Here is a 17,325-nt window from a genome sequence, read left to right on the forward strand (position 1 = left end):
TGCCCATACGAGTGAATGATTGCTTATGAGCAGTACGTTGAACAAAATTATCCAGGCTCTCCCCTGGAACCAGCCCATCGAACTTCCAGACCACCATCAATGGAAACATACTAATCAGCATGCGGTGCTAGAGTGGAAAATCAAGGCAAGGCCTTATAACACAACAGTTGCAAATGGCATGTTTATTTTCCTCTTCCTATTCACCACTATATTCTTTGGGTGGATGGGCGAGATCTTTAACCCTAACTCTTCAAAATCCATAGCAATAGGAATACCGTTTTATATATTAACCATGGCTGCCATTTACGGCACAACACATCAAAAAACAAAGTTCGCTTACCGATTTACCCAGAGGGGCATAGAGGTCTGCGAGTGGAAAGCGCCAGGTAAAGGCTGGATGATCGCCTTGAAATGGCTGACGGTTATTGCTGCTATCGCCGTTCTATTCATTGTCGCACTTGACCCATCGGCCTTTTGGGTAGCACTCGCTGGGCCTGGCGGCATGGGCTTGCTTTATCTAGGCCTAGCTAACTCAAAGCAATTAAAAGAATTACACACAAGTTACCATACGTATGAGTATCAATGGAGCGAGTTCAAAAATATCACGCTGGACCGACCTAAGAAAATAATTTCCCTTGAGGCACCTTGGCTTAGCCCGTACTCAAATGAATATGTGGATTGGCCGTTCTATATTTTCTCGGCAAACGCAACTTCGATAAACACGTCACTCTCATCCGTGAACAGCTAAAAGAATTCCCCCTAAAAGAAGAGAACGTCTCAGTGCTGCAATTCTAGTTTCAAATCCAATACTACCTATTTTGCTCTCTTCACAAAATACGTGCTTACGCCCCTTGCAGGTGCCACATACGAGTGAATGATTGCTTATGAGCAGTACCTTGAACAGATTTATCCAGGCTCTCCCCTGGAACCAACCCATCGAACTTCCAGACCACCAACGATGGAAACATGTTAATCAACATGCGTTGCTATAGCGGGGCCAAGTTGGATGCAAATGCGGCATTGCCGCATAGCATCCGCAGCGCCACCACCCTGGTGCGTATCGAGAGCAACCTGCCGGGGCTGTCGCGCAACTGGGTAGCCTCAACCTCAAGAGCGAGGTTCGCCTGCGCACCACCACTCGACCTCCAGCCACGGCGGCAACGTCGAGAGCTCGCGGGTCGGCTCCGTCACCAGGCCCGTGGCCCAGCGACCCTGGCCCAACGCCCTGGAGCTCTATTTCAATACGCCAGCTGATGGCGCAACATGTGGCGTACGTCGATTAACGGACCTGCCGCAAGATCAGAAAACGAACATGAGCGATAGCTACTACGCCAGCACCGCCAGCGACCGTCGTGGATCTGGAGAAGACCGTAGCCAGAAGGCCGGCACCTCCATGCCATTCCCAAGGGAAATGACTCCGATGCCCTTCCCAACAGCGCGCCGATATCGAGCCCAGCGAGACAGACCAGCGAATCGGCATTCGCCTTCACTCCGGCACTTCCACACACACATGAATCGCATCATGCCGCCAGTACTCCACATCGCAATCGATCAACCGATCATGCTGGTCGCGGTTGAGGCGGGTGATGCGCAGGGCGGGGCTGCCGGGGGCGGTGCGCAGGGTCGTGGCGGCTTCGGGGTGCAGGGCGGTGGGGACCATGTCGAAGCGGACGCGGCCGTAGTGGATGCCATATTCGCTGGCATACAGCTCGGTTAGCGAGCAGGTCAGATCATAGTCGAGGATGCCTGGGAAGTAGCTGGGGTTCAGATAGTGTTCGACGTAGAGCACCAGACGACCATCGATGCGTCGGGCGCGGCGGATCTGGATGACGCCGGACAGCGCAGGCAATCCCAGTCGGGCGCAAATTTCCGCTGCGGCGGGCACCAACCGGGCGGACAATATCTCGGTTGCCGGGAGCCTACCCTGCTCATGGACCATGGCGTGGAAGTGGCTACGCACCAGCGGGTTGTAGGCGATCCGAGGCGGTGAAACGAACCAGCCACGGCGATCCTCCCGATAGATCAAACCCTGCGACTCGAGCTGGCCCAGCGCCTCTCGCAGCGTGATGCGCGTGGTATCGAAGAGCTCGCTGAGTTTGCGCTCGGATGGCAGTTGCCCGCCAGGCTGCAGCAATCCGTGGGCGATCTGCTCCTGCAAGGACCGACAGATTGCCGTAACCGCCCGCGGTGCCTCGTCACGCATCACTTTCTCCTCAACTGGACTAGTCCAGCACTAGAACAGAGCGCTTGCTCTCGCATTTTTCAGCCGCAAACGCTTTGCAGGTTAGGCAAGCCAAATGACTACCGCGTGACATTGGTACGGAAAGCGGGTCCCACAACGGTTGTTTTTGGCCCTTCCAAGCGTATCGGCGGATTTCGATAGAGCCACGCCACGCAAGGTTCCCAGCCTGAGCTAGGCTTGCTACGGCACTCCTGTCGCGGTGTCGCCCCCAAGAGGCGGCGGCGGAGGCATCGACATCAAAATGTCATTTGCACCCCCTAGATTGGCTTCAGTCTTGCTGACCTAGACCAACCTGCGAAAGGAGCTTCTGATGAAACGACTGCTGCTGGCTTCACTGCTGGGATCAGCGATCGCCCTGGCGACATCGGCGAACGCTGCACAAACGGACCTGAAAGGCCTCGAAGAGGCGGCTCGCGCGGAAGCTGAGGTCAACAGCGTCGGCATGCCGGACAGCTGGGCCAACTGGAAAGACACTTGGCAGGACCTGGAGAAGACGTACGGCCTCAAGCACATGGACACCGACATGAGTTCGGCCCAGGAGATCGCCAAGTTCGCCGCTGAGAAAGACAACGCCACCGCCGACATCGGCGACGTCGGCGCGGCGTTCGGGCCGATCGCCGTGCAGCAGGGCGTTACCCAGCCATATAAGCCGAGCACCTGGGAGCAGATCCCGGACTGGGCAAAGGACAAGGACGGTCACTGGATGCTGGCCTACACCGGTTCGATCGCCTTCATCATCAACAAGCAGCTGGTCGACAAGGCGCCAACCTCCTGGGCCGAGCTCAAAGATGGCGAGTACAAGGTCGCCATCGGTGACGTCAGTGCCGCCGCGCAGGCGGTGAATGGCGTGCTGGCGGCTGCCATCGCCAACGGCGGCGACGAGACGAATATCCAGCCGGGCCTGGACTATTTTGCCGAGATCGCCAAGCAGGGCCGCCTGTCCTTGTCGAACCCGACCATCCAGACGCTGGAGCGCGGCGAAGTGGAAGTGGGCGTGGTCTGGGACTTCAATGGCCTGTCCTACCGCGACCAGATCGACCCAAGCCGCTTCGAAGTGTTGATCCCATCCGATGGCTCGGTGATCTCCGGCTATACCACCATCATCAACAAGTACGCCAAGCACCCCAACGCAGCCAAGCTGGCGCGCGAGTACATCCTCTCCGACGCAGGGCAGATCAATCTGGCCAAGGGCAATGCGCGACCTATTCGGGCCGAGCATCTGACGTTGCCGGCCGAGGTGCAGGCCAAGCTGCTGCCGAACGAGCAGTACGCCAAGGTCAAACCCATCGAGAACGCCGAAGCCTGGGAAGCAACATCCAAGGCGCTGCCGCAGCAGTGGCAGGAAAGCGTGATCATCGAAATGGAGTGACGGCTCGCCCACCGGCCCCGAGAGGGCTGGGCTAAAGCGGAACGCCGCCCGGCCCACCCTATAGGTCTACGGATCGCCGTTAACAGGAACGTCCCATGAGCAAAGCCATCCTCGTGATCCTCGACGGCCTGAGCTATTCGGTGGCCGAACATGCCATGGGACACTTGCATGCCTGGTGCATGGCCGGGCGGGGCGCCTTGTACCGGTTGGAATGCGAACTGCCGGCGCTGTCCCGACCGCTCTACGAGTGCATTCTTACCGGCGTTCCGCCCATCGAGAGCGGCATCGTGCACAACGATGTGGTGCGGCTATCCACCGAGCGCAGCGTTTTCCGCTACGCCCGTGATGCCGGATTGATCACAGCGGCTGCGGCTTACCATTGGGTCAGCGAGCTGTACAACCGCGCACCATTTCATGCAGCACGCGACCGTCACAGCGAGACCCCGGAGCTACCCATACAGCACGGCCATTTCTATTACGAAGATCACTATCCGGATTCGCACCTGTTTGCCGACGCGGAAAGCCTACGGCTGCGGCTCAGCCCCGACTTCCTGCTGGTGCACCCGATGAACATCGACGACGCCGGTCACAAGCACGGCCTGGATTCGCCTCAATACCGCAACGCCGCGCGCCGCGCTGATGTTCTGCTGGCCGAGTATCTGCAACGCTGGCTGGATGATGGCTATCAGGTGCTGATCACCGCCGACCACGGCATGAACAGCGATCGCTCCCACAACGGCCTGCTGCCGGAAGAACGTGAGGTGCCGCTGTTCGTACTGGGTTCGGCATTCAGCCTCGATCCGGGTGCCCGACCGAAACAGACCGAGCTGTGCGGCACCCTGTGCGAACTGCTCGGCGTGTCGCATGACAAGCCGGCATGCCGGGAGCTGCTGAAATGACCGCGCCGCTTGAGAACAACCTCAAGACCGCGGCCATTCGCGAACATGCTGCTCCGACCACGGTCGGCCGCAGACCAGCGCGCGGCAAGCATCTGGCGCTGCTCTGCCTGCTGCCCTTCGCGCTGTTCTTCTTCGCCTTCCAGATCTCCCCGCTGCTGTGGGTGACGGTCCACAGCCTGAACACACCTGAAGGCTGGGGCCTGGCCAATTTTCAAAAGATCTTTGGCTCGAAGTTCTATCTTCAAGCCATCAAGCACAGCCTGCAGATCGCCTTCTGGTCCAGCCTGTTCGGTATCGTCATCGCCATTCTCGGCAGCTACTCGCTGCGCCAGGTTGACTCGAAACTGCGCGACTTCGTCATGGCTTTCTCCAACATGACCAGCAACTTCGCCGGCGTACCGCTGGCGTTCGCCTTCGTCATCCTGCTCGGCTTCAACGGAGCGCTGACGATCCTGCTGAAGCAGGCCGGAATCATCGAGGACTTCAATCTCTACTCCAAGACCGGCCTGATCGTGCTCTACACCTATTTCCAGATTCCGCTGGGCGTGTTGCTGCTCTACCCGGCGTTCGACGCGCTGCGCGAAGACTGGCGCGAATCGGCCTCCTTGCTCGGAGCCGGCACCTGGAGCTACTGGCGTTACATCGGCCTGCCGGTCCTGACGCCCGCGCTGCTCGGCACCTTCGTCATCCTGCTGGCCAACGCGCTCGGCGCCTACGCCACCGTCTATTACCTCACCACCGGCAACTTCAACGTGTTGCCGATCCGTATCGCCGCGATGATTTCCGGCGATATCTCTTTGGACCCGAATATGGCCAGCGCCCTGGCGATGGTGCTGGTGGAACTGATGGCAGTGATCACCGTGGCGCACCAACTGCTGCTTAAGAGGAGCTACCATGCGAGCCGCTGAAGCCCGGCGCGGCCTGCTTTACCACCGCGTGGTGGTCTGGCTGTTGTTCCTGATCCTGCTGCTGCCCTTGGCCGCGACCTTCCTCTATTCGATATCGAGTAGCTGGTCGGCGACCATCCTGCCCGATGGCCTGACCATCGACTGGTACCTGCAGTTGTGGAGCGACGAGCGCTTCCTGCGTGCCTTCGGTCAGTCGTTGCTGGTCTGCTTCGGTGCGCTGGCGCTGGCCGTGGTGCTGATCTTGCCCTTGCTGTTCGTGGTGCACTACCACTTCCCGCAGCTCGACGGGCTAATGAACATCCTGATCCTGCTGCCCTTCGCGGTGCCGCCGGTAGTGTCCTCGGTCGGGCTGCTGCAGCTTTATGGCTCGGGGCCGCTGGCGATGGTCGGCACACCCTGGATCCTGATCGGCGCCTACTTCACCATCGCGCTGCCGTTCATGTACCGCGCCATCAGCAACAACCTGCAGGCGATCAACCTGCGCGACCTGATGGACGCCGCCCACCTGCTTGGCGCCAGCACCTGGCAGGCGGCGTTCCTTGTCGTGCTGCCAAACCTGCGCAAGGGACTGATGGTATCGCTGTTCCTGTCGTTCTCGTTTCTGTTCGGCGAATTCGTGTTCGCCAATCTGCTGGTGGGCACGCGCTACGAAACCCTACAGGTGTACCTGAACAACATGAAAAACAGCAGCGGCCACTTCAACAGTGCGCTGGTGATTTCCTACTTTTTCTTCGTGCTGGTGTTCACTTGGGCGGCGACCCGGCTGAACCGAGACAGGTCCTGACGATTTACGAAACGCCCGGCACGACGGCTTCGTAGAGCCGTGGGCTGACGCGGAACGCCACCCGATCCATCTTGACCACTGCAGCGGCTTTTTAGACAGGAACATCCCATGAGTTACCTTTCCATCCGCAGCCTGCACAAAGCCTTTGGCGACACCCAGGTCTTCAGCGATATCGATTGCGAAGTCGCCAAGGGCGAGCTGATCACGATGCTCGGTCCGTCTGGCTGCGGCAAGTCCACGCTGCTGCGCTGCATCGCTGGGCTCACCGAAGTCGACGGCGGACAGATCCTGCTGGACGGGGAGGATCTGGTGCCGCTTTCACCGCAGAAGCGCCAGATCGGCATGGTGTTCCAGAGCTACGCGCTGTTCCCCAACATGACGGTCGAGCAGAACGTCGCTTTCGGCCTGCGCATGCAGAAGGTCGCCAGAGACGAAAGCGCCCGGCGGGTAAACGAGGTGTTGGCAATGGTCGAGCTCGGCGAGTTTGCCCGACGCTACCCCAGCCAGCTCTCGGGCGGGCAATGCCAGCGTGTGGCACTGGCACGCTCATTGGTCACACGTCCTCGCCTACTGCTGCTCGACGAACCCTTGTCGGCGCTCGATGCGCGCATCCGTAAGCATCTGCGTGAACAGATCCGTGCAATTCAGAAAGAGTTGGGGCTGACTACCATCTTCGTCACCCACGATCAGGAAGAAGCGTTGACCCTCTCGGATCGCATCCTGTTGATGAACGCCGGGCGGATCGTCCAGAGCGCCGACGCCGAGACGCTCTACACATCACCGGTGGATGCCTTTGCGGCGGGCTTCATCGGTAACTACAACCTGCTCGCGGCAGACGTGGCCTCACGACTACTGCAGCGTCCGATCAATGCTCAGGTGGCGATCCGCCCGGAGGCCATCGCTCTCGTCAATGCAGCCGAGGGTAGCGACGGGATCGCGGCCGTGATCAGAAGCCACAGTCTGCTCGGCAATGTGATCCGCTATCGGGTCGAAGCGCGTGGCGTCGAGCTATTGGTGGACGTGCTCAATCGCTCCGCCTCCGATCTTCATCCCCACGGTCGCCAGGTAGGCCTTACCATCGACGCTTCCGCAATTCACGAGGTGGCTTGATGGCACTGGCGATATTCGACCTGGACGAAACGTTGATAGACGGCGACTGCGCCAGCCTCTGGTCGCAGGAAATGGCCAAGATCGGCTGGGTGGACGCTGAATCCTTCCTGCGCAAGGACGCCGAATTGATGGCCGAGTACGCGTTCGGCCGGCTGGCGATGGAGGACTACATGGCGTTCAGCCTGGCACCGCTGGTGGGCCGCACCGCCGAAGAGGTCGCCCATGTGGTCGGGCCGTTCGTCGAGGACGTGATCGAACCGCTGATCTACAGCGATGCTATGCGCCATATCGCCGAGCATCGCAAAGCCGGTGACCGCATTCTGGTGATATCCGCTTCAGCGGAATTTCTCGTCGGAGCCGTCGCCGAACGGCTCGGTATCGACGAGATGCTGGCGATCCAACTGGAGGAGCAGCACGGCTCCTACAGCGGCAATACACGGGGGGTTCTGACTTACCGTGAGGGCAAGGTGGCACGGCTACGCGAGTGGGCCGACGCGGCCGGCGAATCGCTGGACGGCGCGCATTTTTACTCCGACTCGATCAACGACCTGCCGCTGCTCGAGCAGGTGGCGCATCCCTACGTAGTGAACCCCGACCCGCTGCTGCGCGAGCAAGCCGAGGCCAGGGGCTGGCCGCAACTAACCTGGCGCTGAAAGCGCCGGCCGGGGCCGCCTCAGGCCTCGGCGTTCAGCGGCAGCAGGACGCGAAACAGCGCGCCTTTGCCCTCTTCGCTTTCCACTTGAATGCGACCGTCGTGCGCCTTGACGATCTGCTCGGCGATGAACAATCCAAGCCCGAGCCCGGCACTGCTCTCGCTGCCTTCGGCGCGCTCGAACTGGCAGAAGATTCGTTCGAGACTGTTCTGGCTGATGCCGATGCCCTGGTCGCGCACTTCAATACAGGCAGTCGTCGGGCTGGCGCTAACGTTGACCTGCACCGGCTTGCCTGCACCGTAGCGCATCGCATTGGTCAGGAGGTTCGCCAGCACCTGCTCGATACGAAACTCGTCCCAAACTCCGATGATCGGCTCCGGGCGCTGGAACAGCAGCGTGCAGCCGCTGGCCTCCATTTGCGGCGCGAAGTTCTCCACGACGCTGGCGGTCAGCTTGCCCAGATCGACGCGGCTGGGGCGGATCGACAGCTTTCCGGTGCGGATCCGTGACACATCGAGCATGTCGTCGATCAGGCGGATCAGGCTTTGAATCTGCCGCTCGTCCTTGTCGACCATCTGCCGCAGCTTGTCTTCAGTGAAGGCAGCGAGATTGTTTCGGCCAAGCTGCAGCTTGCGCAGTTGGACCTCGAGAATCAGCGTGTTAAGCGGCGTTTTCAGCTCATGGGAAACGATCGACATGAAGTCATCGCGCATGCGCACCGCGTCTTCCAGTTCAGCTTTGGTGCTGCGCAGTTCGTTGAGCAGCACCTCCTGCTCCCGGCGGCTGAGCTCGAGCGCTTCGAGTTGACGCGCCATTCGCTTGCGATTGCGATAGAGATCGACGAACACGCTGACCTTGCTGCGCACCGCATGGGTATCGAGGGGCTTGTGCATGAAATCCACCGCACCGCTCTCGTAGCCCTTGAAGGCGTAATTCAATTCGCGACCCGCGGCGCTGACGAAAACGATGGGGATGTGCTTGGTGCGCTCAGTACCACGCATCAGCTCTGCCAGCTGGAAGCCGTCCATGCCAGGCATCTGGACGTCGAGAATGGCCAACGCGAACTCATGCTGCAACAGCAGCTCGAGCGCTTGCTCCGCCGATTCAGCCTGATGAACGCGAACGCCCGGACTCTGAGAATGGCATCCAGCGCCAGCAGGTTTTCCGGCAAATCATCGACGATCAGCAGGTTCGCTTCATCGGTGTGGTCAGGCATGGGTCACTCCAGTTCGCGCAACAAATTATGGATATCGCGCAAGGGCAAGATGTAATCCGGCGCAAAGCGCTGGAGTGCGGAAAGCGGCATGGTCGGAACCTCGGCTTCCTCGGGATCCTGAACGATGGTGACGCCGCCGGAGCGCCTGATCGCCTCCAGGCCGGCAGCGCCATCTTCATTGGCGCCGGTCAGCAGGATGCCGGCGACGCGATCGCCCCAGGCATCGGCGGCCGACTCGAACAGCACGTCGATCGAGGGACGAGAAAAATGAACCGCATCGTCCTGGCTGAGCGACAGGGACAGATCCGCTTCGACCAGCAAATGGTAACCAGGCGCCGCGAAGTACAGGGTCCCACCGCGCACCACTTCTTTGTCATCCGCTTCCTTGACCCGCAGTGCCGTCTTTCGCCGGAAGATTTCAGCCAATTGAGTCGGCCCGCTCGGCGGCACGTGTTGGACCATCAACAGCGGCTGGCGCAGATCGCTCGTCAGTCCTTCGACCAACATACTCAACGCGGCCAGACCACCCGCGGAGGCGCCGATCACCACGGCATCGATGCGCCGGACCAGGGGATTGGTTGAAGTGTCGATGACCCTGAGTTTCATAGCTTACGGAAGATCCTTTCCTGCTTGTCGAACGCTTCGTAGCGTCCAGCGTAGCCGGAGAACTCCACGGTTTCCTTGCTGCCCAGCCCGAGAAAACCGCGGTGACACAGAGAATCGTGAAACAGGCCAAAGGCCCGATCCTGCAATGGTTTGTTGAAGTAGATCAGGACATTGCGGCAGGAAACCAGTTGGGTTTCGGCAAACACACTGTCCGTCGCCAGGCTATGATCGGCAAAAGTCACCTTTTCTTTCAATGACTTATCCATGATCGCCGAATCATAGGCTGCAGTGTAGTAGCTACTGAGGCTGTGTTTGCCCCCGGCACGCTGGTAGTTCTCGGTGTACTGACGCATGTCGCCGATATCGAAAATACCCCGGCGCGCCTGCTCCAGCGAACGCGGATTGATATCGGTAGCGTAGAGAATGGTGCGCTCGAGCAAGCCCTCTTCCTTGAGCAGGATCGCCATCGAGTAGACCTCTTCCCCAGTGCTGCAACCTGCGATCCAGATCTTCAACGACGGATAGGTACGCAGCACCGGCACCACATGCTCGCGCAGCGCCAGGAAATAACTCGGATCGCGAAACATCTCGCTCACCGGGATGGTGAGAAATTGCAGCAGCTCCATGAACGTCTGCGGATCATAGAGGATTCTGTGCTGCAGCTCCGAAATGCTATCGCAGCGCATTTGCTTCAGCGCCAAGAGTATCCGGCGCTTGAGTGAGGCGCCGGAATAATCGCGGAAGTCGTAGCTGTAGCGCAGATAGATCGCATCGATCAGCAGCTTCAGCTCGATGGCCTGGGAGCGTTCGGGCATGTCACAGCAGCTCCACTTTAGGCAACCAGACGCGAATCAACGAGAACAGGCGATCGAGATCGATGGGTTTGGCCAGGTAATCATTGGCACCGGCGACCAGGCAACGGTCCTGGTCGTCCTTCATGGCCTTGGCGGTCACCGCGATCATCGGCAGCTTGGCAAAGCGCGAATCCTTGCGGATTTCCTGCATAGCAGTGAAGCCGTCCATCTCGGGCATCATGATGTCCATCAGCACCAGGTCGATGTCATCGACGCTCTGCAACTGCGCGATGGCTTCGTGACCGTTGCGGGCGATCTCGATCAGCGCACCCTTCTGCTCCAGCGCACTGGTCAGCGCGAAGACGTTGCGCACGTCATCATCGACCACCAGGATCTTGCGGCCCTCGAAGGCTTTTTCACGGCTGCGCACGCTCTTGAGCATCTTCTGCCGCTCTGGTGGCATGTCCGACTCGACCTTGTGCAGGAACAGCGTGACCTCGTCGAGCAGCCGCTCCGGCGAGCGCGCACCCTTGATGATGATCGAGCGCGAATACTTCATCAGCGCGGCTTCCTCGTCGCGCGTCAGGTTGCGCCCGGTGTAGACGATGACCGGTGGAAAAGAACAGATTTCCTCGCGTGCCATGCGTTCGAGCAGCTCGTAACCATCCATGTCAGGCAGCTTGAGGTCGATGATCATGCAGTCGAAAACGGTGGAGCGCAGCAGCTCAAGGGCCTGCTCGCCGAATTCCACCGCGGTGATTTCGACGTCGATGTCCTCGATCAGCCGCGACACGCTTTCGCGCTGCCGGGCATCGTCCTCGACCAACAGGATGCGCTTCACTTTCTGCGCCAACTTCGCGTCCAGCCGGCTGAAGACCTGCTTGAGATCGTCTCGGCTGGTCGGCTTGACCGCGTAGCCGATCGCCCCCATTTGCAGGGCAGCCTCCTTGCGGTCCTCGACGGAGACGATATGCACCGGGATATGCCGGGTGATGGGATCTTCCTTGAGACGCTCGAGCACGGTCAGGCCGGAATGGTCGGGCAGTCGCATGTCCAGCAGGATGGCATCGGGGCGATACTCCACGGCGGTGTCGAAACCGGCATCGGCGCTTTGCGCGATCAGGCAGTTGTACTTCAGCTCGTGTGCGAGGTCGCGCAGGATGCAGGCAAAATGCGGATCGTCTTCGATGACCAGCACCGAGCGCTCGCTGAACGGTGCTCTGTTGCGATCGTCAGCCAGCGTCGGTACCGACGGTTCGCCTAGCCATGCCGGTGCGGCCGCCAGCGCTGTGGACTGGGGCTGGGCCGCAGCGGCGGTCGACTCCGGCAGAGACGGAGGCGGCAACCGCGTCGTTGACTCATCGGCAACGGGCTCGCTGTAGTGCTCCGGGACGATCAGGGTAAACACGCTGCCGGCGCCTGGTTCGCTGTGCACTTCGATGGTGCCGCCCAGCAGTTGAGCCAGCTCGCGGGAAATCGACAACCCCAGGCCGGTCCCACCGTAACGCCGATTGGTGGTGCCGTCCGCCTGGCGGAACGCTTCGAAGATCACCGCCTGCTGGTCCTTGGCGATACCGATACCTGAATCCTGCACGGCGAAGGCGAGCTGACGATCGTCATGCCGCGTCACGCGCAGGGTGACCGAGCCTTTTTCGGTGAATTTGAAGGCATTCGCCATCAGGTTCTTGAGCACCTGTTCGAGCCGCTGACGATCGGTATAGAGGCTGGCCGGCAGGCCATCGCCCAGCTCGACGTCGAACTGCAGCGATTTGTCCAGCGCCTGGGCGAGGAACAGACTCTTCAGCCCGTCGACCATTCGCGCCAGGATGACCAGCTCAGGACGCACGTCGAGCTTGCCGGCCTCGACCTTGGCGATATCGAGGATATCGTTGATCAGGTTGAGCAGATCGTTGCCGGCCGAGTAGATGGAACGGGCGAACTGCACCTGGTCGTCGCGCAGGTTGCCTTCGGGGTTGTCGGCCAGCAGCTTGGCGAGAATCAGCGAGCTGTTCAGCGGCGTACGTAATTCATGGGACATGTTGGCCAGGAATTCCGACTTGTAACGGCTGGCGCGTTGCAATTCGTCAGCACGTTCCTCAAGCATCAGCTGGACTTCATGCAGACGCTGATTCTTCAGATCCATCTCGTCACGCTGCCGCGCAAGCTCCAGAGCCTGCTCGGCGAGCTGCTCGTTGGTCTGTTCCAGCTCGGCCTGCTGTTCTTCCATGTGTGCTTGCGATTCGCGTAACGCGCTCGATTGTTCTTCGAGTTCCTCATTGGCGGCGCGCAGTTCTTCCTGCTGCACCTGCAACTCCTCGTTGAGCTGCTGGGTTTCGGCCAGGGCTCGCTGCAGCCGCTGACGATAGCGCGCGGCTTCGATGGCCGAGCCGATGCTGCCGCTGACGCGCCGCAGCAACTCGTTGTCGTCATCTCGCAACGGCCGCAGGAAACCAATCTCCAACACCGCATTGAGCATGCCGCTGTCTTCCACCGGAGCGATCAGCACGGACCTGGCATCGGTGCTGCCCAGCGCCGAGCTGACCTTCAGGTACCCAGCCGGCAAGCTGTCCAGGCCCATCATCCGACGTTCCAGCGCCACCTGCCCCACCAACCCCTCGCCGAGCACCAGGGTGCGATCGCTGTACAGCTTGTCCTTGTCCCAGCCGAACTCCGCGATCCGCTGCAGCTTGCCGTCCTGAACGACGTAAAGCGCCCCGACGGCCACGTCGAGGTAGCGTGCGAGAAAACTGAGAATGTTCTGCCCCAGGGTCGTCAACCCTTGCTCGCCGAGCATCGACTCGCTGAGCAGCGTCTGGCCGGTGCGATACCAGGCCTGCTGTTCCAACGCCGCGGCATGCGCCTGCTGTTGCTCGAGCGATTGCGCATAGCTATCCGACAGGCTGAGCAGATCGCGCCGCCCGAAGTAAACCAGCAGACCGCTGAATATCAGGCTAAACAGCAGAAAACCGCCGATCAGCGCGGTGGTGACCAACTCTGCGGTATCGGTGCGTTCGGCGCGAACCTGTCGTTCATAGGCGATGAAATCGTTGAGCAGTCTCCGCTGCTCTCGCTTGAGTTCCAGTCCGCGCTGGCTTCGCACGTAGTCCAAGACCGGCTCGTTCCGCGCGCGACGGGTGATCGCCTCCTCGGCGAACCCGACCCACTGGTCATGCAGCTCCTCGACGCGTTTGATACGTCCCAGCTGCACCGGATCATCTTCTGCGTATCGCCTGATCTTCCGGAGCTGGTCTCCGAATGCCGGTAATTCGCTGCGGTAGGGCTCGAGAAAAATCTCCTCGCCGGCCACGAGATAGCCGCGCATCGAGGCTTCCAGCTCGCCGATCGATTTCAGCATCTCATGGGCGTAGGACACACCCAGCACCGAGCGCTCTACCCAATGACTGACGTTCAACAGGAAATAGACGATGACGCTGAAAAAAAACGCACTGAGGAAACCGAACCCGAGGGGAACCGCCACGTTGCGGTTGAGGATGCGCCTGAAGTGGTTCTGATCGATGAAAGAGTTGCCCATCTGGTTCCTTCCCAGGTGCTGCGCAGCGGCAGTGACCCACGGCAGCGCGGGAGCTGCGTCGCAGAAACGAACGCTCCGATCCCGTCAAGTTCAAAGTGATTCGCGTGAGATAGCCTCACGCACGCGGTCGACCGTGGACTTTACACCGCCCCGCTTACAAGCACAAAAAGCCCGGCTGAATGGCCGGGCTTTGTACCAACGTCCGACTCAGCGTCGCGCGATGATCCACACTGCGTGAATGATCCCCGGGATGTAACCCAGCAGGGTCAGCAGGATATTCAGCCAGAAGGCGCCCGCGAAGCCGACTTGTAGAAACACCCCCAGCGGAGGCAGCAGTATCGCGAAGATGATTCGGATCAGGTCCATCATGGTCCCCTAAGGTCTGGTTCTGGCTTAACGCCTACTGTGAATCGACCCGATCGAACCCTGGGGGTTCCTTTGGCATTGGCGTGCCAACCGGCCAATAAAGGCGCCGAATTAAGCGGCGACCGAAGCGGACAGGCAGGCAGCAGGCGTCGAAACCGGTGGCGCGTCTGTATCGCCGCGCGCGCATTCGCCATCGGCCCGCTAATGGTCGGCCGGGGGTGAGCCGGGTCGCGCACCGCGCTTGCGCCGGATGTTGATCCACGACAGCACCGCCAACGCGAGCATCAGACCGGCCATATTGAAATGCCCCACCAGCAGATAACCCAGCCCGGCCAGCGAGCAGGCCACCAGGCCGATCCAGCGGACATAGCCCATCATGGCGCGCACCGCCCCGCCGGTGCGGTCGTCTTGCGGCGACATCAGCGCCCTCCCGCATGCATGCGCTCGAACTCTTTGGCATCGTGGCTGCAGAACAGCGTTACCTCACCCTTGTGCTCCATTGACAAGGTCCAGAGGCGATGCTGGTTGGCCAGGCGCGCCGGACGATCCACCTCCATCATGCGTTGATACAAGCGCAGTCCCGGCGTGCAATGACGCTCGTTCTGGCCCACTTCGTCGCGGTAGAAGTAGGCGTCGCCGGCGTGCAGCAACCAACCGTCGCCGGTATGCAGTGCGACGCCCGCATGTCCATGTGTGTGCCCCGTCAGCGGGATCAGCAGAATCTCCGGAGGAAGCCCGCGCAGCTCCCTGACGGCCTGAAAGCCGAACCAACTGTCGCCTCCCGGCTGATAGAACTGCCAGTTGCGCACCGCGTCCCACTGGCGCTGACGATAACGTTGGTGACCAATGAAACTATGGGTGCCACGCGCCGCGTCGATTTCCCGCTGCAACACATGAACCTGCGCCTCAGGGAAATCCTCCAGTCCGCCGGCGTGATCGAAATCCAGGTGAGTCAGGAGAATGTGGCGGACATCTTCAGGGGCGAAGCCCAGTTGGCGAACCTGCTCCAGTGCCGTTAAACGACGCTCGAACTTGATGTTGTTGAGCGCAATGAAGAAAGAACTGAGTCGCTTGCGCGGCTCCAACACATCGCAGTTGCCGAAGCCGGTATCGACCAGTACCAGGCCGTGCCGCTCGGTCTCGATCAACAGGCAGTGGCACACCAGACTGGCCGTCAGTCCAGGGCTGAAACCGTCAAACAGGCGCCCACCCAGCGGACACATGCAGCCACAGTTGAGATGATGAATACGCATGGATACTCCTCAATGGCGAGCCGACAGGATATTTCGTGCGCAACGACCTTCTGAATTGTGAGGCCCGATAGCGCGATAGAGTTCAGGCCGCTTCCATCCGGCCGGTAAATGATCGGCTACGCGACAGGAGCCCCGCGCCAGCTGAACTATCCTCTTTGGTGCTGCCGCGATCACTGTCATGACAATCGCCGCCCACGGAGGATCACGCCCATGCGCCACCGCCGCTTCGACCACCTGGCTAGGCTGCTGTCGCTGCTGCTGATCTCGTGGCTGGGATGCACCGGCACGGCGCTGGCTGCACCGCCAGTCACCGTCCTGCGAGTCGATGGGGTCATCGGGCCGGCCAGTGCCGACTACCTTATCAGGGGCATCCAGCGCGCAGCGCAAACCAATGCGCAGCTGTTGGTGCTGCAGCTCGACACGCCGGGCGGCCTGGACAGCTCGATGCGCGCGATCATCAAGGAAATTCTCGCCAGCCCCGTGCCCATCGCCACCCATGTCACGCCCAGCGGCGCGCGCGCGGCCAGTGCCGGAACCTACATGCTCTACGCCAGCCATGTCGCCGCGATGAGTCCGGGCACCAACCTCGGCGCTGCCACGCCCGTGCAGATTGGCGGCACGCCGGGCGCGCCCCCCGAGAAAAAACCCGACGCGGCCCCAGCGGGGGCCGAGCACGGCGACGCCATGAGCCGCAAACAGGTCAACGATGCCGCTGCTTACATTCGCGGCCTGGCGCAATTGCGCGAACGCAACGCCGAGTGGGCCGAGCAAGCGGTGCGCGAAGCAGTCAGCCTGTCGGCCAACGAAGCACTGAAGCTCACGGTGGTCGACTACTTGGCGACCGATCTCTCGGACCTGCTTGCCCAACTCGATGGCAAGACCCTTCGGACCGGTGCAGGAGAGCGAACGCTGCACACCGCCAACGCCACGCTCGACCGCTACGATCCGGACTGGCGAGTGCGCCTGCTGGCAGTGATCACCAACCCCAGCGTGGCACTGATCTTGATGATGATCGGTATCTACGGCCTGATATTCGAGTTTTCCAACCCGGGCACCGGCGGTGGCGGTGTGGTCGGCGGTATCTGCCTACTGCTGGCGTTGTACTCGCTGCAACTGCTGCCGGTGAACTACGCCGGCGTGGCGCTGATTCTGCTGGGATTGGGCTTCATGGTTGCCGAGGCCTTCATACCCAGTTTCGGCGTGCTCGGTCTGGGTGGCGTGGCCGCCTTCGTCACCGGCGCGGTGATCCTGTTCGACACCGACGTGCCGGGCTACGGTATTCCCCTGGCCTTGATCGGCACGCTGGCAGCACTCAGTGCGCTGCTGCTGTTCGCCATCGTCAGCATGGCGCTCAAGGCACGTCGGCAACGCCTGGTCAGTGGCGACGCCGAGCTGGTCGGCAGCCTGGCGCCGGTGACCCGAATCGAAACGAACGATCCCGCCTGCGGCTGGGTGCAGCTGCAGGGCGAACACTGGCAGGTGGTGAGCCCCTCGCCCCTGCACCTGGGTCAGCAGGTCCGCGTCGTGGCCAGACGCGGGTTGCAACTGGACGTCACTGCGGCCGACGCGCCGCCCATCGAGAAGAGGTGAATC

At 60.9% G+C, this 17,325-nt stretch carries 15 protein-coding genes and 1 pseudogene; 8 read left to right on the forward strand and 8 right to left on the reverse strand.

All coding sequences use genetic code 11. The features are described from left to right. The first annotated feature begins 37 nt into the window (after positions 1-37). Positions 38-748: a hypothetical protein gene (locus MCB86_RS13055; RefSeq protein ID WP_239611182.1), complete on the forward strand. Its 711-nt coding sequence runs from the start codon at positions 38-40 to the stop codon at positions 746-748. 738 nt (positions 749-1,486) lie between these two features. Here MCB86_RS13055 and MCB86_RS13060 read toward each other — a convergent pair. Beyond that, positions 1,487-2,203 carry a UTRA domain-containing protein gene (locus MCB86_RS13060; RefSeq protein WP_045163910.1) on the reverse strand — a complete coding sequence of 239 codons (717 nt, stop codon included), beginning with the start codon at positions 2,201-2,203 and terminating at the stop codon, positions 1,487-1,489. A 349-nt stretch (positions 2,204-2,552) separates the two neighbouring features. On the opposite strand from MCB86_RS13060, the gene MCB86_RS13065 reads away from it, so the two are divergent. The 6 genes from MCB86_RS13065 to MCB86_RS13090 all read left to right on the forward strand — a co-directional run bounded on the left by MCB86_RS13065 (position 2,553) and on the right by MCB86_RS13090 (position 7,965). After that, positions 2,553-3,611, forward strand: a complete 1,059-nt coding sequence (locus MCB86_RS13065) for an ABC transporter substrate-binding protein (protein WP_239611183.1) — start codon at positions 2,553-2,555, stop codon at positions 3,609-3,611. 95 nt (positions 3,612-3,706) lie between these two features. Then, positions 3,707-4,510, forward strand: a complete 804-nt coding sequence (locus tag MCB86_RS13070) for an alkaline phosphatase family protein (RefSeq protein WP_239611184.1) — start codon at positions 3,707-3,709, stop codon at positions 4,508-4,510. Next, entirely contained in the window at positions 4,507-5,418 is a 912-nt protein-coding gene (locus MCB86_RS13075) for an ABC transporter permease subunit (protein WP_239611185.1), read from the forward strand. The genes MCB86_RS13070 and MCB86_RS13075 overlap by 4 nt, the downstream gene beginning before the upstream one ends. Beyond that, a complete protein-coding gene (locus tag MCB86_RS13080; protein WP_239611186.1) occupies positions 5,405-6,202 on the forward strand; it encodes an ABC transporter permease in 798 nt (265 codons plus the stop codon). The genes MCB86_RS13075 and MCB86_RS13080 overlap by 14 nt, the downstream gene beginning before the upstream one ends. A 108-nt stretch (positions 6,203-6,310) precedes the next feature. Beyond that, complete coding sequence (locus tag MCB86_RS13085; RefSeq protein ID WP_239611187.1) at positions 6,311-7,312, forward strand: ABC transporter ATP-binding protein; 1,002 nt, start codon at positions 6,311-6,313, stop codon at positions 7,310-7,312. Continuing rightward, complete coding sequence (locus MCB86_RS13090) at positions 7,312-7,965, forward strand: HAD family hydrolase (protein WP_239611188.1); 654 nt, start codon at positions 7,312-7,314, stop codon at positions 7,963-7,965. The genes MCB86_RS13085 and MCB86_RS13090 overlap by 1 nt, the downstream gene beginning before the upstream one ends. A 20-nt stretch (positions 7,966-7,985) precedes the next feature. Here MCB86_RS13090 and MCB86_RS13095 read toward each other — a convergent pair. The 7 genes and pseudogenes from MCB86_RS13095 to MCB86_RS13125 all read right to left on the reverse strand — a co-directional run bounded on the left by MCB86_RS13095 (position 7,986) and on the right by MCB86_RS13125 (position 15,732). Then, positions 7,986-9,181 (reverse strand): annotated as a pseudogene (locus MCB86_RS13095) (hybrid sensor histidine kinase/response regulator). 3 nt (positions 9,182-9,184) lie between these two features. Continuing rightward, on the reverse strand, positions 9,185-9,787 hold the full coding sequence (locus MCB86_RS13100) for a chemotaxis protein CheB (protein ID WP_239611189.1): 603 nt from the start codon (positions 9,785-9,787) through the stop codon (positions 9,185-9,187). Continuing rightward, complete coding sequence (locus tag MCB86_RS13105; protein WP_045163918.1) at positions 9,784-10,602, reverse strand: protein-glutamate O-methyltransferase CheR; 819 nt, start codon at positions 10,600-10,602, stop codon at positions 9,784-9,786. Before MCB86_RS13105 ends, MCB86_RS13100 begins: the two co-directional genes overlap by 4 nt. Position 10,603: 1 nt before the next feature. Next, positions 10,604-14,113, reverse strand: a complete 3,510-nt coding sequence (locus MCB86_RS13110; protein ID WP_239611190.1) for a response regulator — start codon at positions 14,111-14,113, stop codon at positions 10,604-10,606. A 207-nt stretch (positions 14,114-14,320) separates the two neighbouring features. Then, complete coding sequence (locus MCB86_RS13115) at positions 14,321-14,479, reverse strand: YqaE/Pmp3 family membrane protein (RefSeq protein ID WP_003286662.1); 159 nt, start codon at positions 14,477-14,479, stop codon at positions 14,321-14,323. 201 nt (positions 14,480-14,680) lie between these two features. Next, positions 14,681-14,899: a hypothetical protein gene (locus MCB86_RS13120; protein ID WP_045163920.1), complete on the reverse strand. Its 219-nt coding sequence runs from the start codon at positions 14,897-14,899 to the stop codon at positions 14,681-14,683. Further along, positions 14,899-15,732, reverse strand: coding sequence for an MBL fold metallo-hydrolase (locus tag MCB86_RS13125; protein ID WP_239611191.1), 834 nt, complete (start codon positions 15,730-15,732; stop codon positions 14,899-14,901). The genes MCB86_RS13120 and MCB86_RS13125 overlap by 1 nt, the downstream gene beginning before the upstream one ends. Before the next feature lie 210 nt (positions 15,733-15,942). Here MCB86_RS13125 and MCB86_RS13130 point away from each other — a divergent pair, with 210 nt between their 5' ends. Then, entirely contained in the window at positions 15,943-17,322 is a 1,380-nt protein-coding gene (locus MCB86_RS13130) for a nodulation protein NfeD (protein ID WP_239611192.1), read from the forward strand. Positions 17,323-17,325: the final 3 nt, after the last annotated feature.

This window comes from Pseudomonas sp. KSR10 (genome assembly GCF_022355455.1).
GTDB lineage: Bacteria > Pseudomonadota > Gammaproteobacteria > Pseudomonadales > Pseudomonadaceae > Stutzerimonas > Stutzerimonas stutzeri_E.